The sequence below is a fragment of the Parvibaculum sedimenti genome, assembly GCF_009184905.1.
In the GTDB taxonomy this organism is placed as follows: Bacteria; Pseudomonadota; Alphaproteobacteria; order Parvibaculales; family Parvibaculaceae; genus Parvibaculum; species Parvibaculum sedimenti.
The window spans coordinates 36,562-56,997 of record NZ_WESC01000004.1 but is presented as its reverse complement, the minus strand read 5'-3'; the positions used below and the strand labels follow the sequence as shown (position 1 = coordinate 56,997).

The following is a 20,436-nucleotide window of genomic DNA, read 5'->3' as shown; positions in this document are numbered from 1 at the left end:
AAGGGAACAGTTGAGTTTGCGTACGAGTCAGAGCTGAGGCTCGGGCCGGATGGCGGATATGGTCAGGGCTGATATGGAACGGGCAGCCACTCATGACGAGGCCGGGCGCGGCGATGCCGCCGCGTCGACGGATGTTGCCGGTGATTCCGCCGGTAGCCTCGTCGCGCTCGCGAAGGCTCTGCTCGGAATCGGGATGAGCGGCTCTTTCTTCGCGGTTCGCCTGAAGGTTTTTGCCTTCATGGTCGCGGTCGGCGCGGTGCTGGTTGCGCTGAGTGGTGTCTTCGTCTTCCATTTCTACGGCAATCAGATCGATAGGATCATCAAGATTCGCGCCACGGGCCTTCGCGATGTGGTCGCCCATTCGATCGCGAGCGCGCGCACGATCGACGACCTGCAATTCATAGTCGACGCAATGGCCAACACCTCGCGCATCGAGATGATGGCCATTGTCGATGCAAATGGGCGAATCGTCGCCGCCTCGCGTAGCGACTGGCGCGGAAAGACCGTCGCCTCGCTTCCAGATACGATTGCGCGCGCCGACCTTGCGCGTCATCCTTCCCGGCTCGAGCGCCTGCCGACGGCCAATGCCGCACGGGTAGATTTCATCTCTCCCGTTCGCATCGACATAGAAGGTCAGAACGGGACGCTTTTTTTCCGTGCGAATCTCACCGAGGCGATCAGCGGCTTGCAGGAGACCGCGTGGGGCGTCGTTGTCTGGCTGGCGACCGCGGCAATCGTCGCGGTGCTTACGCTTTCGCTGTTGATGCAGCGTATCTTCATCGGGCCCATCGAAACCCTTCGCGCCTATGCCGAGCGCCGCGGCGCCGGCGGCTATGCAACCGCCATGGGTCTGCGCGACGAAATTTCCATCATCGCCGAGGTGCTCAGGGAAGCATTCGAGGCAACCAGCAAGAACGAAACGCGGCTTGCCGATCTAGCCCAGACCGACAGCCTGACAGGTCTCGGCAACCGCAGCTATTTCAAGTCGCGGCTTGTGAAGCAGATTGCCCTTGGCGAGACGGATGGCGGCGTCATCGGCGTCATGGTCCTCAATCTCGACAAGTTCAAGGACATCAATGACACGTTGGGGCACGATTCCGGCGACGTCATCCTGCAGCGGACAGCCGAGATACTGAAGAGCTGCCAGCGCCAGGGCGACGCCGTGGCGCGTCTTGGCGCCGACGAGTTCGGTATCGTGCTGACTGGCATTTCCGGTCCGGACGAAGCCGTCGAATATGCCAGCCGCTTCATTCGCGCCGTCGGCGTTCCCTTCCGTCTCGCGGCGAACGAGCTTCACCAGACCGCATGCGTCGGCCTTACCATCTATCCGCAGGATGGCCGCGATCCGGATGTGCTGATGAAGAACGCAGACCTCGCGCTCTCCCGCGCCAAGGTAGAGGGCCCTGGCGCCTGCATTCCCTATCGGCATGAGTTGCATCTGCGCGCCATGGAGCGAAACTCCATCGAGCGCGATCTGCGCGTCGCGCTGGCACAGCGGCAGTTCGTTCTCTTCTATCAACCGAAGGTCGACATCAATACGGGCCGCATCAATGGCGCCGAGGCGCTGATCCGCTGGCAGCATCCGGAGCGTGGCCTCATCTCGCCGGACGTCTTCATTCCGGTGGCGGAGCGTTGCGGCTTCATCTCCGAAGTCTCGAAATGGGTGCTCGACGAAGCCTGCCGCCAGAACAGCGCCTGGCAGGCGGCAGGGCTTCCGAAGATCGGCATCGCGGTCAACGTATCTGCGGTGGATCTGCGCCGTCCCGATCTCACCGACATTGTGGCGAACACGCTTGTCCGCCACGCGCTATCGCCGCAATATCTCGAACTCGAAGTGACGGAAAGCATGGTTATGCGCGATGTCGACACCGTGATCGGCACGTTGCGCCGTTTGCGGAGTCTCGGCGTCGGCATCGGCATCGACGACTTTGGCACGGGCTATTCTTCGCTCGCCTATCTCAAGCGTTTCCCGGTGAAGCGCCTGAAAATCGACCGCAGCTTCGTGCGCGATATTGCCGATCTGCGCGACGGCAAGGTCATCCCCAAAGTCATCATCGACCTTGCACACAGCCTCAGCGTCAATGTGCTGGCAGAAGGCGTGGAAGACGCAGCCCAGCTCGAAATCCTGCGTTCGCTCGGTTGCGATGAGGCGCAGGGCTATTTCCTCGGGCGTCCCATGCCCGCGATGGAGTTCGAGCTTTTCCTGCGTCACGCTCCGAATGGGCTCCATCCGGATGCAGCTATCCGTCATGCGGTAACTGTTGCGCCTGCGAAGGGGCATGGACTGCGCTCTGTGCCGGGTTCCGCCGCCTGACCTTCACTCAACCGTATTGACGCAGCGTTTTCCTTCAGTCGCGCTTCACATGCCGTGCTCGGCTGGACGCGCCGTTTCAGGTCGCTAAACTCCGCCCTCGAAGTGATGCGCTGCCTTCACGAGAGGGACGCGACGGCGCTGCCGATACCGACAGGAGGATGTCATGGATCTCGCCTACGGGCCGGAATACGAAGCCTTTCGCCAGCAGGTGCGCGATTTCATCGCCGCGCATCGCGACAAGGCGCCGAGGAATTTTGGCGTCAACCGTCCTTCCGAAGAAGCGTTGGTCTGGCAGCGGCTGCTGATCGAACATGGATATGCTGCGCGCACGATCCCGAAGGAATATGGCGGATATGGTGCCGAGCCCGACATTCTGAAGTCGCGCATCGTCGCGGAGGAATTCTCCAATGCGCGTCTGCCCATGGGGTTGTCGAATCAGGGCATCTCGATGCTTGTGCCGACGCTGCTCGAGCTTGGCACAGAGGAGCAGAAGCAGAAATGGATCGCGCCGACGCTTCGCGGCGACGTCGTCTGGTGTCAGGGCTATTCGGAGCCCGGGTCTGGTTCCGACCTTGCCTCGCTTCAGACGAAGGCGACCGAGGACGGCGACGACTTCATCATCAACGGTCAGAAGATATGGACATCGACGGCACATGCCGCCGACATGATCTTCTGCCTCGTGCGCACCGAGCCCGACGCGAAGAAGCATGAAGGCATTTCTTATCTCATCTTCTCGATGAAGACGCCGGGCATCGAAGTGCGCCCGCTCGTCACCATGACTGGCCATGCGGAATTCAACGAAGTCTTCTTCACCGATGTGCGCGTACCGCAGAAGGACATCGTCGCCGGACGCGGGCAGGGTTGGTTTGTCGCCAATGCGACGCTGAAGCACGAGCGCGGAATGCTGGGCGACCCCAATGCAGCGGGCTCGCGTCTGAAGCAGATCATCGAGCTGATGGAGACGGAGACGATGGATGGCGAGCGGCTGATCGAAAACCCGCTCTTCCGCGACCGGCTTTTGAAATTGCAGGCCCGTGTCCTCGCGATGCAGTTCCATGGACTCAGGCTTCTGACCGCTTCCGCAAAGAAGGAGGATGCGGGCATTGCGCGTCTGATCGTGAAGCTGCAAGGCTGCGATCTCAATCACGATCTCGCCGCGCTCGCCATCGACGCGCTGGGTGAGCTTGGCGTCCTCTATGGCGAAAGCCCGCATCTGCGGGCGAAGGGCACGTGGCAGCACCGCTACATGTTCGACCTCGGCCTCATCATTGGCGGCGGCACGGCGCAGATTCAGAAGAACATCATCTCGGAGCGTGGCCTCGGCATGCCCCGCGAACCGAAGCCTGCGAAAGCGTAAGGAGAGCGGGACATGGAATTCGGATTGTCGGAAGACCAGCGGCTGATGCAGGAAAGCGTCAACCGGACGCTGGAAAAAGTCTCCCCCCTCGATCGTGTGCGCAAGGCCGCGGAAGCGCGCGAGCCCTATGCGCGCGATATCTGGGCGGCGCTCGTCGACCTCGGCGTGCCGGGCCTCATCGTGCCGGAGAACGAAGGCGGCATGGGGCTGAAGCTCCTCGACGCGGCGCTCGTTTCGGAGGCACTGGGCCGCTATGTCGCGCCCGCGCCCTTCATTGCCACTGCCGTCATGGCGCCGCTCGCGCTCATCGGTTCTGCGAGCCCCAGGCAGCAGGAAGCCTTCCTGCCGAAGCTCGCGGGCGGCGAGGCCGTTGTGGGCGTTGCCATCTCCGAACGCGCTTCGGGCGCGCGCGATGGCGCAGGCATCACCGCATCCGGCGGAAAACTCACCGGCAAGGCGCTGTTCGTGCTCGATTGCGGCGGCGCCGATTTCTACATAGTTGGCGACAGGGATTGCGGGTTGCATCTCGTCTGGGCCGATGCCGAAGGGCTGGCGCGCACGGAGCTGACCACCATCGACCTCACGCGGTCCGTCGGCGAACTCGACTTCGTGAATGTCGAGGCCGAGCCGCTCGTCTCGGGCGATGCAAAGACGACGACGCGGCGCATGCTCGATGCGGGGCGCGTCATGCTCGCCGCCGACACGCTCGGCGCGGGCTGGCGCATGATCGAGAAGGCTGTCGATTACGCCAAGGAGCGCAAGCAGTTCGGGCGCGTCATCGGCTCCTTCCAGGCCGTGAAGCATATGTGCGCTGAAATGGCTGCCGAGCTGGAACCGGGCCGCTCGCTCATCTGGTATGCGGCGCATGCCTTTGACGAGATCCCGGAGGAAAGCTCGCTCATGGCCGCCCATGCCAAGGCGCATCTTTCCGAGGTCGGACGTTTCGTTGCCCGCACGGCCACCGAGGTTCATGGCGGCATGGGCTTCACCGATCTCCTCGGCCTTCATTACTGGTTCAAGCGCATCGGCCTCGACCGACAGCTTCTCGGCTCGCCCGAGCGTGTGCGTCAGGACGCTGCCGTGCTGCAGGGCTGGGCGGCGGAGTGACGCAAATATTTGCGTTGAACGTTGCCTGCACCCCGGGTTTCATGGACTGAAATTCGGGGCTGTGGACGGGGGGATAAATTGGGAGGCGTGGCTGAAGTCTTTCGGGCTTTTCTGAAGCTCGGCCTTACTTCGTTCGGTGGTCCCGTCGCCCATCTCGGCTATTTCCGCGAGGAGTTCGTTCAAAGGCGCCGCTGGCTCGACGATCGCGCCTATGTCGATCTCGTTGCTCTGGCGCAGTTCCTTCCTGGCCCCGCAAGCAGTCAGGTCGGCATGGGGCTCGGCCTCATGCGGGCTGGCTTGCCGGGCATGGTCGCGGCCTGGGCGGCATTCACGCTCCCGTCGGCGCTCATTCTCGTCGCGGTCGCCTATGGTGCTGCAGCGCTTCGGGGGCCGGCCGTGCAGGGCATCACGCATGGCCTGATGATCGCGGCCGTTGCGGTCGTCGCTGAGGCGGTGCTCGGCATGGCGCGAAAGCTGACGCCGGATTGGCCGCGCGGGCTCGCCGCCGCCTTTGCCGTCGTCATGTCGCTGCTCATGCCTTCGGCGTTCAGCCAGATCGGCCTTCTCGTCGCCGGCGGACTCTTCGGTTTCGCCTTCCTGACAGCCGGCGATCTCGGCCAGCATGTGCCCTTGGCAAGCCCCATCGGCAGGCGGGCCGGCGCGGTGTTGATCGCCGTCTTCTTCGCCTTGCTGTTTCTGCTGCCGGTTCTCGCTGCGGAGGGCGGAGCGGGCCTCCAGCTGTTCGACATCTTCTATCGCGCGGGCGCTCTGGTCTTCGGTGGCGGTCATGTCGTGCTGCCGCTTCTCGAAAGCGATCTCGTTCCGCGCGGCTTCATCAGCCGCGATGCGTTCCTTGCCGGCTATGGCGCCGCGCAGGCCGTGCCCGGCCCGCTCTTCACCTTTTCCGCTTATGTCGGCGCGGCCCTCGATCAGGGGCCGCGCGGGCTCGCGGGGGCGGCGATATGCCTTGCGGGCATGTTCGCCTCGTCCTTCCTGCTGATGCCGGGCGTCATGCCGTTCTGGCTGCGGCTCTCGCATCTTGCGGGCCCGCGGGCAGCGCTTATGGGGGTCAACGCCGCAGTCGTCGGCATTCTCGGCGCGGCGTTCTATTCGCCCGTCGTGACCTCCGCCATCCATGCGCCGGCCGACGCGGCGCTGGCCGTTGCCGCCTGGGCGTTGCTCGCACTTGCGAAAGCGCCGGCATGGGCTGTGGTCATCGCCTGCGGCGTGGCTGGGCTGGTCATTTCCTGACCGCGCGATCTCCTGTAAGCAGGTGCGGTCAACGCTCGCCGGGGCCGGAAAATGTATATCAGCTATGTCGCCGCCTTCCTGACCACCATTGCCTTCCTTCCGCAGGCGGTGAAGACGATCAAGACCCGCGACACGCATGGCCTGTCCGTCCTGATGTACATGTCCTTTGTCATCGGCGTCGCCTGCTGGCTGGTCTATGGCATCAAGCTGGGAGATGTGGCGCTGATCGTCGGTAATGGGGTGACGCTGGTGCTGGCGCTCCCCATTCTCGTCATTGTCGGTCTCAACGACCTGAGGGCCTGGCGCGAGGGAAGGCGCTTCTGAGGAAGCCTCCCACGGCGGGCTTGCGCGCGGCCGCGCGGCCTGATTGCATGGCCGCAATCAAAATCAATCGCGCCGCAGATGTGCGAAGAAATCCCGGGAGGAGACAATATGCGCGCAGCCATTTTCCGCGACGGCGACCTTGTCGTCGATACCATGCCGGAGCCCAAGCCCGCCGAGGGACAGGTCGTCGTCAAGACGCTGGCCTGCGGCATTTGCGGTTCGGACCTTCATGCTTTCCACCATGCGCCCAAAATGGTCGATGCGGCCAAGCGCTCGGGCTCGAGCTTCGTGATGGATTTGAAGCGCGACATCGTTTTCGGCCATGAATTCTGTGCCGAGATCGTCGATCACGGCCCGGGTACTCAGAAGACGCTCAAGGTCGGCACGCGCGTCTGCTCCGTGCCCATGACGGTCACCGTTGCCGGAGAGAAGGGCAATGTTCACCCCCTCGGCTATTCGAACGAGTTGCCCGGCGGCTTTGCCGAGCAGATGGTGCTGAACGAGATGTTGCTTCTCGAAGTGCCGAACGGGCTTTCCGCCGAACACGCCGCGCTGACCGAGCCCATGGCTGTCGGTTGGCATGCGGTGCAGAAGGCGCGTCTCACCAGGGAAGACGTGCCGCTCGTCATCGGTTGCGGCCCTGTTGGGCTCGCCGTCATAGCAGCGCTCAAGATCGCGGGCGTCGGCCCCATCATCGCCGCCGATTTCAGCCCGGCGCGGCGCAAGCTGGCCGAGACCATGGGCGCCGATATCGTCGTCGATCCCGCAGAGCATTCGCCCTATAAGACGTGGACAGAACAGGCGACGCCCGAAGGATACGATCCGACGAGCCTTCTCTCGATCCTGGGCATGGGGCCGAAGATGCGTCCCGCCGTGGTTTTCGAATGCGTCGGTGTGCCAGGCATCATCCAGCAGATGCTCGAAGGCGCGCCGCGCGATACGCGCATCGTTGTCGTCGGTGTCTGCATGGAGCAGGATCGCTTCGAGCCCTTCTTTGCCATCACCAAGGAGCTTAACCTGCAGTTCGTCTTCGGCTATACGCCGGAGGAATATGCGCTGACGCTCCATCACATCGCCGATGGACAGATCGAGGTCTCGTCGCTGGTGACGGGCAAGGTCGGCGTCGAAGGCGTGAAGCAGGCCTTCACCGACCTGGCGAATCCCGAAGCCCACGCCAAGATTCTCGTCGAACCCTGGCGCTGAAACGCTATCAGGCGCGCGGCATCGTTTCCTTGAACGAGCGCCGCGCGCTCAATGCTTCAAAATGCGCGGCGAGCGCTGGCCTCGTGTCGCGCCAGGCGATATCTGGAAAACGGAAGTCGAGATAGCCGAGCGCGCAGCCGACAGCGATGAGGCCAATATCTGGTGAGGCGAAAGTGGCGCCCAATTCCGACTCGAGGAAATCGAGCGATCTGATGATGGCGTTGCGCCAGCGCAGCATGGCGGCGGGGCTCCGCTCGTCCGTCGGCCGCATGCCTTCATAAATGGTGGCGACGCCAGCATCGAGAATACCGTCAGCCGCTGCCTCAAGGCGCAGCACCTTCCAGCGCTTCGGGCCGGATGCGGGCAGCAGAGACGGTCCCGGCAGTGTCGTGTCGAGATATTCGCATATGACCGGGCTGTCGAAGAGCGCCATGCCATCATTGAGGATGAGCGCCGGAATCTTGCCGAGCGGATTGGCCGCGTGAAGCGCAGGCGGGTCTTCCCGCGCGACGACGATTTCCTCGGTGACGAGGCCTTCGGCCCCCTTCTCGCGAAGGACGACGCGGACCTTGCGGACGAAGGGCGAGGTGTTGGAGGCGAAAAGCTTCATGGAACATTCTCCGGTCTGGCGAGTCCCCGTCAGCATAGCTCGCTTCGGAGGCATTCGCATGCCCGGTTCTCATGTATAGTCCTGGGTAAAGCCCCGGCGCATCAAGGAGACACCCATGTTAGGCGGCAGCACTTTCGTCCTCGTCATTCTGGTCCTCGCGATCATCTTCATCGCCAAGGCGGTCAAGGTCGTGCCGCAGGGCTATGTCTACACGGTCGAGCGCTTCGGGCGGTATACGCACAGCCTGATGCCCGGTCTCGGCGTCATCACGCCTTTCATCGACCGGATCGGCGCCAAGGTGAACATCATGGAGCAGGTACTCGATGTGCCGAGCCAGGAGATCATCACGCGTGATAATGCGATGGTGACGGTCGACGGCGTCGTCTTCTACCAGGTGCTCGATGCTGCCAAGGCTTCCTACGAAGTCAGCAATCTCAAAGTCGCGATCCTGAACCTCATCATGACGAATATCCGCACCGTCATGGGCAGCATGGATATGGATGAACTTCTGTCGCAGCGCGACTCGATCAATGCGCGCCTGCTCACCGTGGTTGACGAGGCGACGCATCCCTGGGGCCTCAAGGTGACGCGCATCGAGATCAAGGACATCGCGCCGCCGCGCGACATTGTCGACTCCATGGCCCGCCAGATGAAGGCCGAGCGCGACAAGCGCGCCTCGATCCTCGAAGCAGAGGGCAAGCGCCAGGCCGCGATCCTCGCCGCCGAAGGCCAGAAGCAGGCGACGATCCTCGAAGCCGAAGGCCGGCGGGAGGCAGCATACCGCGACGCCGAGGCCCGCGAACGCGCCGCAGAAGCCGAAGCGAAGGCGACGCAGGTGGTGAGCGACGCCATCGCCGGCGGCAATGTGCAGGCGCTCAATTATTTCGTCGCCACGAAATATGTCGATGCGCTGAAGGCCGTCGCCAGCGCGCCGAACCAGAAGCTCGTGCTCATGCCGCTCGAAGCGGCGAGCGTCATCGGCGCCATCGGCGGTATTGGCGAACTCGCGCGCGACGCTTTTGGTGGCGGCAGCGCGGGCGGCGGCGCGCCGCTCCGTCCGCGCACTTCCGGCACGGTGCCCAACGTCACCAGCGGGGACTGAGCCATGCTCGACAGCCTGTCGCTTGACGAGTTCGGGCTCTGGGCCTGGTGGATCATCGCCGCCGTGCTCGGCATTCTCGAACTGATCGTGCCGGGTATCTTCTTCATCTGGCTTGCGGCGGCGGCAGCCGTCGTCGCGCTCGTCGCGATGGCCGTCGATATTCCGCTGACGCTGCAGGTCGCGCTTTTCGCGGTCCTCTCCGTCATTGCGGTCTGGACGTCGCGGCGCTATTTCGCGCGACACGAAGTCCCGAGCGATCATCCGCTTCTGAACCAGCGCGCCCGAACCTATGTCGGCCGCAATTACACGCTCGAACTGGCAATCCGGAACGGGCGCGGCAAAATCCGCATCGGCGATACGCTATGGCTCGTCGAAGGGCCTGACCTTCCGGCAGGCGCGACCGTCCATGTCACGGGCGTTGATGACGACGTGTTGAAGGTCGAGGCGGTGCACTGACCTCAGAGGCAGGCAGTGCCGCTGAGCTGCCCATGCGTCGCGCGCACGCTGCGCGTCTCGGTGAAGTCGCGGCAGCGGCGGCCTTCCTTGTCGCGATATTCGTTGATGGGCGTGATCGTGCCGGATGCCTGTTCGGTCGCGGTCCACCAGCGCACCGGCTGGCCGATCTCGACAGACATGACCTTTGCCATCGCGCGGCGTTGCTCGGAGGCGGGGAAACCGGAAAGCGTCGGCCCGTTCGATCCGTGAACCGCATAACCGATAAGGAGGCCTGCCACCACGGCGGCCTGGAAGCCGTGCCCCGCGCCGATGGTCGAACCGAGCAGCGCGCCGCCGCCCGGCCCCACGATTCCCGATCCGCGATCGTCGACCGGAATATGGATGAGCGGTTCCGGCTGCTTTTCGGTGACCTGCGGTTGCGGCGGCGTCGATTGCGCGCAGGCCGAAAGCGTCAACGCAACGCAGAGGAGGGGGGCTGCGCCTCTCATGGCTCCGTCCTTTTCAGGAATGGCATGATGATGTGTCGAAGCGCCGGGCTCAGCGCCGCCACCGCGCCGAGTATCAGCGTGAGGATGGGCAGGTTCGAGGTTGATCCCTTGAAGAGGCCGAGAAGCCCCATGCTGAGTTCGTCGAGCCGTTTCTCGATGACCTCGAAGTCGCGGCGGATTTCGCGCCGCGCATCCTCGACGGAGCGATTGGCAAGCTGCATTTCAAGCTGTGCTGCACGACCCTGATGCTTCTGGCTGGCAACGAGCAGCGAGATGAACGCAAGCAGCACGAGTGCTGTGCCGCTGATCGCCGCCGCCCATGTGTAGCCATAGACTTCGGAGAGAGCGAGGAAGCCCGCAAGCGTGAGCATGGTGATCGCAAGCCCCGCGAAGAGCACGCCAATGCCGATCCATCCGGCGCGGCGGGCGAGGCGGCGCGCCTCGAGTTCAGCGCGCTGAAGTTCCGCCTCGGCAAGGCGGCGCATATTGGGTGTGGGGTCGAGCATGATGGCGCTCCTATCGCGTGAAGACGCGGCCGAGGAGAAAGCCGATGCCGAGGGCAATGAGCGCGCTCGGCACGGGATTTTCCCCGATCTGTTTATGAAGGTCGGAGAGGCCTTCCTGAACGCGCTCGCCGATTTCTTCCGCCGTTTCGCGCGCGGTGTGGGGCTGCTCGTCGGGCTGCTCGCCCAGAAGGGCCTTGGCTTCTTCCAATGCCTTGGTCAGCCGCTCGACCTCGGCCTGGAGCTCGGCGATCTCCGCCGTCGTGGCGGTCTTGTCGGCCATTTGCTCGCTCCTCGTTGAATGGAATCTTGTGACAGAGCTTAGCGCGGGCACATGGGCGCGCAAATACGTGGAAACCGAGGGGCCCCGAGGGGTGTGACGGCTCAGAGATAGGGCGAGGCGAGGCGTATGGCCGCGTCCCGAACCTTTACCGCGAAGGGGCGCCGGGCGATGCTTTCCAGTGTGACCGGGCGAGCTGCTGCAATTTTCGCATCTATGATGCGGTCCAGTTTATGGGCAAAGGACTTGCCGTAGCAGTCGAGGTTCAGCTCGAAATTGAGCCTGAGGCTCCGCCCGTCCCAATTGGCGGAGCCGACCGTCGACCAGATGCCGTCGACAGTCATGAGTTTCGTGTGCTCGAAATGGCTTTCGGTCTTCCAGACCCGGCAACCAGAGTCGATGAGCCAGCCGAGCGACGGCGTCGCCGCCCAGTCGACGAAGGGCAGGTTGTTCCTGGCGGGTAGAATGATGTCCACCTCGACGCCATGCATGGCCGCGAGCGACAGGTTGGTCGCCAGCGTCGTGTCGGGCAGAAAATAGGGCGTCACGATGCGGATGCTCTGCCGTGCCTGGGTGAGCGCGCCGAGCAATGTCCAGCGGATCGGGTTGAAGCCCATGTCCGGCCCGGCCGGCAGCGCGCGGGCCACGAGTTCGCCGACGCGGGCTATATGCGGAAACCAGTCCGGCCCGCCAAGGATTTCGCCGGTCGTGAATTCCCATTCATGCGCGAAGGTGCGCATGAGCTGCGCGACGACCGGCCCTTCGACGCGAAAATGATGGTCGAGGATGGGCTTCCGCGGCTTCTCGTCCAGCAGATTGCCGATCGAGATGTTCATGCCGCCGGTGAAGCCATGCTCCCCATCCACCACCAGAATTTTCTGGTGGTTCCGCATGTTGAGATAGGGCATCTGCCAGGGCATGAACGAATGCAGGAAGCGCGCGTAATTGATGCCGCGCTCCTTGAGCAGCGGAATGAGCGATGGCCGCGAATACCAGGAGCCGACGCCGTCGATGAGAACGCGCACACGCACACCGCGTTCCACGGCCCGCGTCAGCGCATCGAGGAAGAGGTGCCCGGCCTTGTCATTGTTGAAAATGTAGGTCGAGAGAGCGATGGAGCGCGCCGCCCCCTCGATCGCCGAGATCATGGCAGGATAGGCCTCGTCGCCATTCGTCAGCACATCGACATCGTTGCCTGCCTCGAAATGCTCCGGCAGAACCTTCTGCCCGAAACGTGCGAAGCTTTCGAGCTCCTTGCGCTGATCTTCCTGCTCGGCGGGCAGGATTTCGGGCTGTACGGCGCTGGGCGGCAGAAGCGTCTTGCTGCGCCGGACGCCGCGCAATTCCCGCGCGCGGCGCTGGATGCGGTTGACGCCAAAGAGAAGGTAGACGAGCCAGCCGAGAACAGGCACCAGAAGGATGAAGCCGACCCAGCCTGCCGCCGAGCGGACATCGCTCTTCGTCAGCATGGCATGGACGACGGCCCCGGCCATGGCTGCGAATTCGACGGTGCCCGCGAGATAGGGCCATATATCGACCAGGAACTGCATGGCGGCGAGCTTAGAGCAAGTGGGCGGCGCGTCCAGCCCCGCCGCCGTCCGGGTTTAGAAGCGTATTGTTGCCCCCGCATAGAGGCCGCGGCCATCGCCGGGGAAGTAACGCGGCGCGCAGCCGGCCGGGAGCGGACGGCAGAAATAATCCGCGCGATCGGCATAGCGCTTGTCGAAGACATTTTCGAGCCGCCCGAAGATCGAGAGGCTTTCGGTCAGCATATAGTCGGTCCGCAGATTGAAGAGATCGTGGCCCGGATAGCGCTGCGTGTCGGCGGCATCCATCCAGTATTCGCCCATATGCACCCATTCGATTTCCGCGCGGCCCAGCCCCTTGTCGAAGACGTAGCCGAGGCGAAGATTGGAGACGAGGCGCGGCGCCGTGTCGATGTCGTTGCCCGACAGGATCGATTCCGAAGCATAGCCCGGCTTGGTGATGATGTCGGTGAAGTCATAGGTGTGGTGGGCATAGCTTGCCGAGGCGGCGATGTCGAAATTCCACCAGAGCGGCGCGGCGACCTCCGCCTCGAAGCCCCAGTGTCTGGTGCGTCCGTCGGTGATGTTGTCGCCATTCGAGTCGCGGAAAGCAAAGTTCCGCTTCTTCATCAGATAGGCCGAAACTTCATAGCGCAGGCCGTCGAGGGCGCCGCGCGCGCCCAGCTCGGCGCTGTCCAGCACTTCCGACTTTATGGCGCTCGGGTCCTGGCCCGTCTGGAGGCGATAAAGATCCGCCGTCTGCGGCGCGCGCGCCGAGCGTGCAAGATTGGCGAAGCCGATGAAGGCATCGCTGAAAACATGGGTGAGGCCGAGCTTCGGCGTCGGGTTCGAGAAGGTGTCGACGCGCGAGGCGGGACGCAGGAAGCGGCCGACGAGATCGCTCGCCAGATTGTTCGTATAGTCGTAGCGCGTAAATTCGTAGCGCAGGCCCGCCGTCAACTCCGTCGCGGGTCCGAGCTTCCATACCGTGTGGATATAGGGTGCGACGACGAGCGCCTTCACGTCATAGTTATAATGCGTGCCGGTGACATAGCCGCCACCGACCGTCGCACTCGATTGGATCTCTCGTAGATAACCGTCCGTATACTCCGTATCGACGCCAACGATGATCTGGTGTCCACCCGCCAGATCATGCGCGAAGCTGCTGAGCAGTCCACCCGACCAATGCCCGTTTTCCTCCACCGGCTCGCCCGGCTGGAAATGCATGAGGAAGTTCATGCCGTTGGTGCGCATATAGGGAGTCAGCGAAATTCTGTTGCCGTCGCCGAGGTCCCGCTCGATGCGCGATGCGGCGCGGATCGCCCAGGCGTCGCGATAGGCTTCCGGGTTGGCATTGGCCTTGTAGATCGCCGGGTCCTTGTAGCTGGACGCATAGCCAGCCGTTTCCTGATTGAGATTGATCGTGGTGAAGGTCGTGCGGACCGTGGTGTCCGGCGCTGTGTAGTCGTAGCGGAGTTGGCCCTTCTGCTGGCCGTAGCCGGATGCGTCGCGGAAGCCGCCGTCGTCCTTCAGCACGAAGCTGCCGCGAAACCCGTGGCTGGCGTTGCCACGGGTAATCGTCGTGCTGGCCGTGCCGTCGAGTTCGCGCACCCCATGCGGGCCGACGAGGCCGGTGAGCTCAGCCTCCGGCACCTCGGAGGGGGCCCTACTCAGAATGTTGATGAGGCCATGTTCCGCATTGGAGCCATAAAGGGCGCTGCCGGGCCCCCGCACGATTTCGATGCCGCCGGCTTCTTCGGTCAGCGCGTCCATCAACTCGTTCACATTGGCAAAGCCCGCCGCGCGCATCGGCACGCCATCTTCCAGATAAAGGAAGGAGCCTGCGCCCGCCGTCCCGGTGAGGACCGGCGAGCGGATCGCGGTCAGGTGCTCCACGCCGCTGCCCTGTTGAATATCGACGCCGGGCGCGCGATTGAGCAGCGCCGCGGGCTGCGACGATTTGACGAAGCGAATCTCGTCGCCAGAAATCTTGGCGATATTGCCGGGATGGGTCTTGCGCTTCTCGCCATAACCTGTGGCGGTGACGACGATCTCGTCGGCCTGCGGTTGGTCCATCTGCGGCTGGAGCGCTTCCTGTTTGGCCTCATCTGCCAGCACAGGCATGCACATGACGTAGGGGAAGCCTGCTAGAAGCCCAATGCCCAGCGCGACTCCCCATCGAAATTTCAAACTCACACCGTCCTCCCCCGAAACCTTCTGCTCAGGCGTCTTGGCGCGCCTCGCCTTCTGGATAGCACGTCCGTCGGGTCGGTAAAAATCCGCCGATTGTGGTCGGATGTGCGGATTGGAACGGGCATTCTGGCGGGGGTCGCCGGCCTGACGCTTGGCTCGACGCAAGCACTTGCTGCCTGTACGCCGGGCAACTTCAATGGTGCGCTTGAGGTGTGCGGCGGCACGGATGCAGGCATTTCCGCAACGGTCACTAACGATCAGGTCGTCGTCTTCGGCAATCAGGCGATCACAGCCAACGGTGTATACCTCGATGCGGGCCTGAACGGTTACGACATCAGCCTTGCCGTCAGCACCTTCGGCGGCATTCTTCCTGCTAAGCCGATCGTCAACAATAGTGGTGGCGCCGGCGTTCAGCTGCTTAGCAATGGCGGCGATCTCATCCTCGGCACCATTCCGGGGACGACGGTCACCGGCAGCACCTATGGCGTCGACATGGAGACGACAGGTGCCGGTACCGTCACGATGACGATCGGCGACAACGTTTCCGGTGCCTCCAACGATGGTGTCTATGCCTCGACCGATGCCGGCAACATCAGCATCACGACCGATGCCGGAACGGACGTTTCGACGGGTACCCCTGCAAGCGCTTATGGCATTCGCGCCGACAGCAACACCGGCAATATCGGCATTACGACCAATGGCACGGTGAGTGACGGGGGCATCGGCGCCGTCACCGGCGGTTCGGGCACGATCACCGTCACCACGAATGACGATGTCACCACCACTGGAGGCGACGCGATCTACGTCAGCGGCGTTGACGGCCTGATCTCGGTTACGGCCAATGCGGGCGTCACTGGTGCGGTCGACGGCATCGACGCTAATTCGAGCGGCACGGGCAATGTGGACGTGACGGCGGCCGCCGACACAGTGATCAGTGGCACGAATGGTGCCGGCATCTCCGCCACGGGCGCCGGCGGTACGGTCACCGTGACGGCTAACGGCACGAGCATCACAGGTTTGACGGACGGTATCTACGCTGCGAACACGACTGGCAATGTGGTCGTCGACCTCAACAGCGGTACGGTGACGGGCACCGGCAATTCCGGCGAAGGCATCTATGCCACGACGGGCGGCGCGGGCACGATCACGATCACCCAGGATGCCGGCACCACGGTCAACTCGAGGATCGATGACGGCATCGAGGCGGTCAGCACCGGCACGGGCCTGATCCACATCACCTCGAACGGCAACATCACCGCTGGCAATAATGGCGGCGACGATGGCATCACGGCCATCGGCCTTGCCGGCGGCGCGCCCATCACCATCGACTTCGGCACGGGCAATGTCGACGCGTCGATCACGGCGGCGGGCAACGGCATTGAGGCGCAGACCTCGGGCACCGGCAAGATCACGATCAACGCCGACGGCACGATCAGCAACGCCGCCGGCGATCTGGGTGCCAATGGCGGCACGCTCCAGAACAACGAATCCGGCATCTGGACGAAGCAGACCGGCACCGGTGACATCGAGATCAACACCGGAACGAAGTCCATCTCCGCTGGCAATAACCTCTATGACTACGGCATCTATGCCCAGGTAGCCGGTGGCGCCATCGATATCACGACCGGCACGGGCACCGTAACGGGCGGCGACGATGCGATACACGCCGAAGTGCTGGGCGGCGACGGCAATATCGACATCACCACGGGTGGCGAAGTCACCTCGCTGACGGATGTCGGCATCTACGCCCTCAACTCCGGCGGCGGCACGGGCGACATCACCGTCACCAACAACGGCACCGTGGGCAACAGCACCACGGCGACGGCTGGCAGTGGCATCGTGGCGACGAACACGAACAACGCGAGCACGGGCAACGTCACCGTCAACGTGAACAACTCCATCTATGCTGATGGTGTCTACGGTGCGGCGGCGAGCACGGACGGTTCGGGCGACGCGAAGGTCATCGTCGCGGACGATGTGACCATCGATCCCACCGGCTATGGCGCCTATGCCTATAGTGCCGGCGGCAATGCCTCGGTTACGACCAATGACGGCGACACAGTGACGGTGGCCGGCGCCGGCGCTGTCGGCCTCTATGCGCAGAGCGACAAGGCCTCCGGCACTGATACCGCCGTCGTCACAACGGGCGACAACGGCCTTGTTACGGTCACGGGTGCCAATGCCGTCGGTATTGAGGCGACCAATCAAGGCGGCGGCACTGGTTCGGTGAAGGTCGACACGGCCACCAATGGCGGCACAAACGGTACCGCTCTCGTGGTGTCCGGCGATCAGGCCATCGGCATCCTGGCGGCGACGGCAGATCCGACGCTCGGCGTCTTCAACGGCAGCGGCGACGTCACTGTGACAACTGGCGCGGGCAACATCACCGTGACCGGTGGCGCAACGACCTCGGTTCCGACGGTCGGCATTGCGGCGCTCACGGATGGTGGCAATATCTCCATCACGACTGGCACCGGCGCGATCGATGTCAGCAGCACAGGCAACAACACGGTCGGCATCTACGCGAATGCAGGCCGTCAGGGCTGGGGCACTCCGGCAGGCCAGGTCGACATCGCGACGTATGGCGCCATCACTACGAGCAATGGCAACGGCATTGAAGCCTACTCGCATGACGGCAATCTCAATATCGACACCTATGCGGCGATCGATGCGACGGGCGACCGCGGCATCTATGCCGATGCGGACGGTACGGGCGATGTGACCATCGTTACTCACGCCGGCGGAACGATCAGCGGCAACGCCAATGATGGCATCAAGGCCGAGTCGGATCTGTCGGGCACCGGCAACGTCTCTGTCACGATCAACGATGCGATCGGCACCTCGGGCAACTATGTCGGCAATAACGGCATCGAAGCCAATGTGCTGAACAGCGGCAGCGCGGGCACCGTCAAGGTTCAGGCGAACGCCTCGATCTACGCCGGCAACAATGGCATTCTCGCTTCGAATGCGGGCTCCGGCACGGTCGATGTGACGGCGGGTACCGACACAGTTATCGACGCCACGAATGGTGCCGGCATCAGCGCAACGGGCGCAGGCGGCACTGTCACTGTGACGGCCGACGGCACCAGCATCACCGGCTCGACGGATGGCATCTACGCAGAGAACACGACCGGCAACATCGTCGTCGACCTCAACAGCGGCACTGTCACGGGCACGGGCTCTGGTGGCGAAGGTATCTACGCTACGACGGGCAACACGGGCACGATCACGATCACGCAGGATGCGGGTACCACGGTCGACTCCACCAGCGATGACGGCATCGAAGCCGTCAGCACCGGCACGGGCCTGATCCACATCACCTCGAACGGCACGATCACGGCGGGCAACAATGGCGGCGACGATGGCATCACGGCCATCGGTCTCTCCGGCGGCGCGCCCATCACGATCGACTTCGGTACGGGTAACACCAACGCCTCCATCACGGCGGCCGGCAACGGCATCGAGGCGCAGACCTCGGGCGCCGGCAAGGTCACGGTCAACGCCTACGGCGCGATCAACAACACCACGGGCGATCTCGGTGCCAATGCCGGCACGCTCCAGAACAACGAAGCCGGCATCTGGACGAAGCAGACGGGTACGGGCGACATCGAAGTCAATACCGGTACCAAGGCGATCACCGCTGGTACGGGCACCTATGACTACGGCATCTATGCCCAGGCGGCCGATGGCAATATCGACATCACGACCGGCACAGGCACTGTGACGGGTGGTGATGACGGCATCCATGCGGAAGTCCTGGCTGGCAGCGGTCATGTGAACGTCACCGCCAACGGCGACGTTACCTCGACCGTGGGTAGCGCCATCGACGTTGCGTCCAACACGGGCAACATCGACATCACCAATTACGGCGCCGCGACCTCGTCCGCCGATCCGGTGGTCAACGCCACGACCAACGGTGGCGGCGTCACGATCAACAATGAGGTCGGCAGCTCGATCCAGGCGACGGGCCTCTCACCGTCGTGGAGCGCTCTTGCCATCCAGACATCGACGGGCACTGGTGCCGTTCTCGTTCAGAACGACGGAGACATCACCGGTCGCGTCGATTTCGACCTCACCAGCACGGGCGGCGCGACGTTCAACAACACCGCCAACACCTGGTACACCAGCGGCGACAACAACTTCACTGCTGGAGACGATACGCTCACCAACACGTCGACGGGCGACATCCACACCAGCGATACGACGACCTTCGCCTTCGGCGCGGGCAACGACACAGTTGCCAATGCCGGCCACTTCTTCGTCACCGGCGACACGAGCTTTACTGGCCTCGAGAACTTCAACAACTCAGGCACGCTTGATCTGAGTGCCGACAATACAGACACGACAGACACCGTCACGATCAGCGGCGCATTCAATGGCACGGGTTCGAGCAAGCTCGTCCTCGACTCCTACCTCGATGCCTCCGCCTCTGCGGACTATCTGACTGTTTTGGGTGGCACCACCGGCTCGACGGCCATTCGCGTCAACAATGTCGCGACCGGATATGGCGCCTGGCTCGGGTCGAACTTCTCGGACGGCATCCTGCTCGTCAACGGTTCGTCTTCCGCGTCGAACTTCAGCCTCGATACGACGCAGGCGCTTTACAACTCCTCGATCGATGCACTCGATGCGGGCCTCTTCAACTACAAGCTCGTCTTTAATGGTGGCGAGGAACGCCTGATCTCGCTTCCGGGGAATGAAGCGTCCGAACTGCCGACCTTCCTGACGGCGGCTCAGAGCATCTGGTACGAGACCTCGCCCTGGCTCGATCGTCAGGCTGACCTCCGGGATCAGCTGAAAGGCGGCGAAGGTACGGTCACACCCGGCGTCTGGGGCAAGGCGCTCGGTCGCTGGACCTCACGTGATCTCAGCCAGACCGTCTCGGCTGGTGGTACCTCCATCACCAACAAGGCCGACTACGATCAGGACACCTACGGCTTCGTCGCGGGCGTCGACACGGGCAGCAGCAATGTGCTGGGCCAGGGCGATACGCTTCTCGGCGGTGTGTCGGCCGGTTACGTGACCTCGGACCAGAACTTCAAGGCTTCGCCCACCACGGCGGAGTACAAGGGCGCGGTCCTCGGCATCTATGGCACGTACCTCAAGGGCGGCTTCTTCATCGACGCGATGGCGAAGGCCAACCTGCTGACCATGGACTACAAGGCGCCCTCGCTCGGTGGTGCGACGGCAAGCCCGGACGTCAAGTCCTACGGCGTGGAAGTCGACGCCGGCCAGCGCTTCCCGATTTCGGACAGTGCCTTCTTCGAGCCTCTGGCCTCGCTGACCTATGCGAAGACCCAGATCGACACCTTCTCGGTGGCTAATTCGCAGTTCGACTTCCAGGATGCGACCAGCTTCCGCGGCAGCCTCGGCCTTCGTGGCGGCGCGACGGCCTACAAGTCGTCGGAGACGAAGGTTGATCTCTCCTTGACCGGTCGCCTCTGGAACGAGTTCGAGGGCGACAACAAGATGGTCATCCGCAGCGGCGGACCGGACCTGACCATGACCGACAAGTTCGACGGTACGTTCGGCGAAGTGGTCGGCAGTGTGAACGTCTTCGGTCTTGGCGATGGCCTGTCGGGCTTCGTCAACGGCGGCGCCAAGTTCAAGAGCAACTACACCAGCGGCGAGCTGACCGCTGGCCTCCGCTACGAGTGGTAAGACGCTCTTAATCTACAATGAAGGGATGGACCGGCCCGAAAGGCCGGTCCATTCTGTTTTT

15 protein-coding genes are annotated in these 20,436 nt (G+C 63.4%); 9 read left to right on the top strand and 6 right to left on the bottom strand.

Annotated features, from left to right (window positions below; translation table 11 throughout):
- The first annotated feature begins 58 nt into the window (after positions 1 to 58).
- From F2P47_RS05220 to F2P47_RS05195, 6 genes are all read left to right on the top strand, one after another.
- Complete coding sequence (locus tag F2P47_RS05220; protein ID WP_185680957.1) at positions 59 to 2,314, top strand: putative bifunctional diguanylate cyclase/phosphodiesterase; 2,256 nt, start codon at positions 59 to 61, stop codon at positions 2,312 to 2,314.
- A 163-nt stretch (positions 2,315 to 2,477) separates the two neighbouring features.
- The gene (locus tag F2P47_RS05215; RefSeq protein ID WP_152215122.1) at positions 2,478 to 3,671 is read left to right on the top strand and encodes an acyl-CoA dehydrogenase family protein; all 1,194 of its coding nucleotides are present in this window, start codon (positions 2,478 to 2,480) and stop codon (positions 3,669 to 3,671) included.
- A 12-nt stretch (positions 3,672 to 3,683) separates the two neighbouring features.
- On the top strand, positions 3,684 to 4,778 hold the full coding sequence (locus F2P47_RS05210; protein WP_152215121.1) for an acyl-CoA dehydrogenase family protein: 1,095 nt from the start codon (positions 3,684 to 3,686) through the stop codon (positions 4,776 to 4,778).
- A 78-nt stretch (positions 4,779 to 4,856) separates the two neighbouring features.
- The gene (chrA, locus tag F2P47_RS05205) at positions 4,857 to 6,029 is read left to right on the top strand and encodes a chromate efflux transporter (RefSeq protein ID WP_425500028.1); all 1,173 of its coding nucleotides are present in this window, start codon (positions 4,857 to 4,859) and stop codon (positions 6,027 to 6,029) included.
- A 51-nt stretch (positions 6,030 to 6,080) separates the two neighbouring features.
- Positions 6,081 to 6,353, top strand: a complete 273-nt coding sequence (locus tag F2P47_RS05200; protein ID WP_152215120.1) for a SemiSWEET transporter — start codon at positions 6,081 to 6,083, stop codon at positions 6,351 to 6,353.
- Positions 6,354 to 6,461: 108 nt separating this feature from the next.
- Positions 6,462 to 7,556, top strand: a complete 1,095-nt coding sequence (locus F2P47_RS05195) for a zinc-binding dehydrogenase (protein WP_152215119.1) — start codon at positions 6,462 to 6,464, stop codon at positions 7,554 to 7,556.
- 7 nt (positions 7,557 to 7,563) lie between these two features.
- Here F2P47_RS05195 and F2P47_RS05190 read toward each other — a convergent pair whose 3' ends face one another.
- Positions 7,564 to 8,166, bottom strand: a complete 603-nt coding sequence (locus F2P47_RS05190) for a glutathione S-transferase N-terminal domain-containing protein (protein ID WP_152215118.1) — start codon at positions 8,164 to 8,166, stop codon at positions 7,564 to 7,566.
- A gap of 115 nt (positions 8,167 to 8,281) precedes the next feature.
- On the opposite strand from F2P47_RS05190, the gene F2P47_RS05185 reads away from it, so the two are divergent.
- Positions 8,282 to 9,268, top strand: a complete 987-nt coding sequence (locus F2P47_RS05185; RefSeq protein WP_152215117.1) for an SPFH domain-containing protein — start codon at positions 8,282 to 8,284, stop codon at positions 9,266 to 9,268.
- Between the two features lie 3 nt (positions 9,269 to 9,271).
- The gene (locus tag F2P47_RS05180; protein ID WP_152215116.1) at positions 9,272 to 9,724 is read left to right on the top strand and encodes an NfeD family protein; all 453 of its coding nucleotides are present in this window, start codon (positions 9,272 to 9,274) and stop codon (positions 9,722 to 9,724) included.
- Between the two features lie 2 nt (positions 9,725 to 9,726).
- Here the strand turns inward: F2P47_RS05180 and F2P47_RS05175 are convergent, their stop codons facing one another.
- The 5 genes from F2P47_RS05175 to F2P47_RS17625 all read right to left on the bottom strand — a co-directional run bounded on the left by F2P47_RS05175 (position 9,727) and on the right by F2P47_RS17625 (position 14,717).
- On the bottom strand, positions 9,727 to 10,212 hold the full coding sequence (locus tag F2P47_RS05175; protein WP_152215115.1) for an RT0821/Lpp0805 family surface protein: 486 nt from the start codon (positions 10,210 to 10,212) through the stop codon (positions 9,727 to 9,729).
- Entirely contained in the window at positions 10,209 to 10,718 is a 510-nt protein-coding gene (locus tag F2P47_RS05170; RefSeq protein WP_152215114.1) for a phage holin family protein, read from the bottom strand. The genes F2P47_RS05175 and F2P47_RS05170 overlap by 4 nt, the downstream gene beginning before the upstream one ends.
- Positions 10,719 to 10,728: 10 nt before the next feature.
- Positions 10,729 to 10,998, bottom strand: a complete 270-nt coding sequence (locus tag F2P47_RS05165) for a hypothetical protein (protein ID WP_152215113.1) — start codon at positions 10,996 to 10,998, stop codon at positions 10,729 to 10,731.
- Positions 10,999 to 11,099: 101 nt separating this feature from the next.
- Positions 11,100 to 12,545, bottom strand: coding sequence for a phospholipase D-like domain-containing protein (locus tag F2P47_RS05160; protein WP_152215112.1), 1,446 nt, complete (start codon positions 12,543 to 12,545; stop codon positions 11,100 to 11,102).
- Positions 12,546 to 12,599: 54 nt separating this feature from the next.
- On the bottom strand, positions 12,600 to 14,717 hold the full coding sequence (locus F2P47_RS17625; protein ID WP_185680956.1) for a TonB-dependent receptor: 2,118 nt from the start codon (positions 14,715 to 14,717) through the stop codon (positions 12,600 to 12,602).
- Between the two features lie 102 nt (positions 14,718 to 14,819).
- Between F2P47_RS17625 and F2P47_RS17620 the strand changes: the two genes are divergently transcribed.
- Positions 14,820 to 20,375, top strand: a complete 5,556-nt coding sequence (locus F2P47_RS17620; protein ID WP_185680955.1) for a hypothetical protein — start codon at positions 14,820 to 14,822, stop codon at positions 20,373 to 20,375.
- The last annotated feature ends 61 nt before the right edge of the window (positions 20,376 to 20,436 follow it).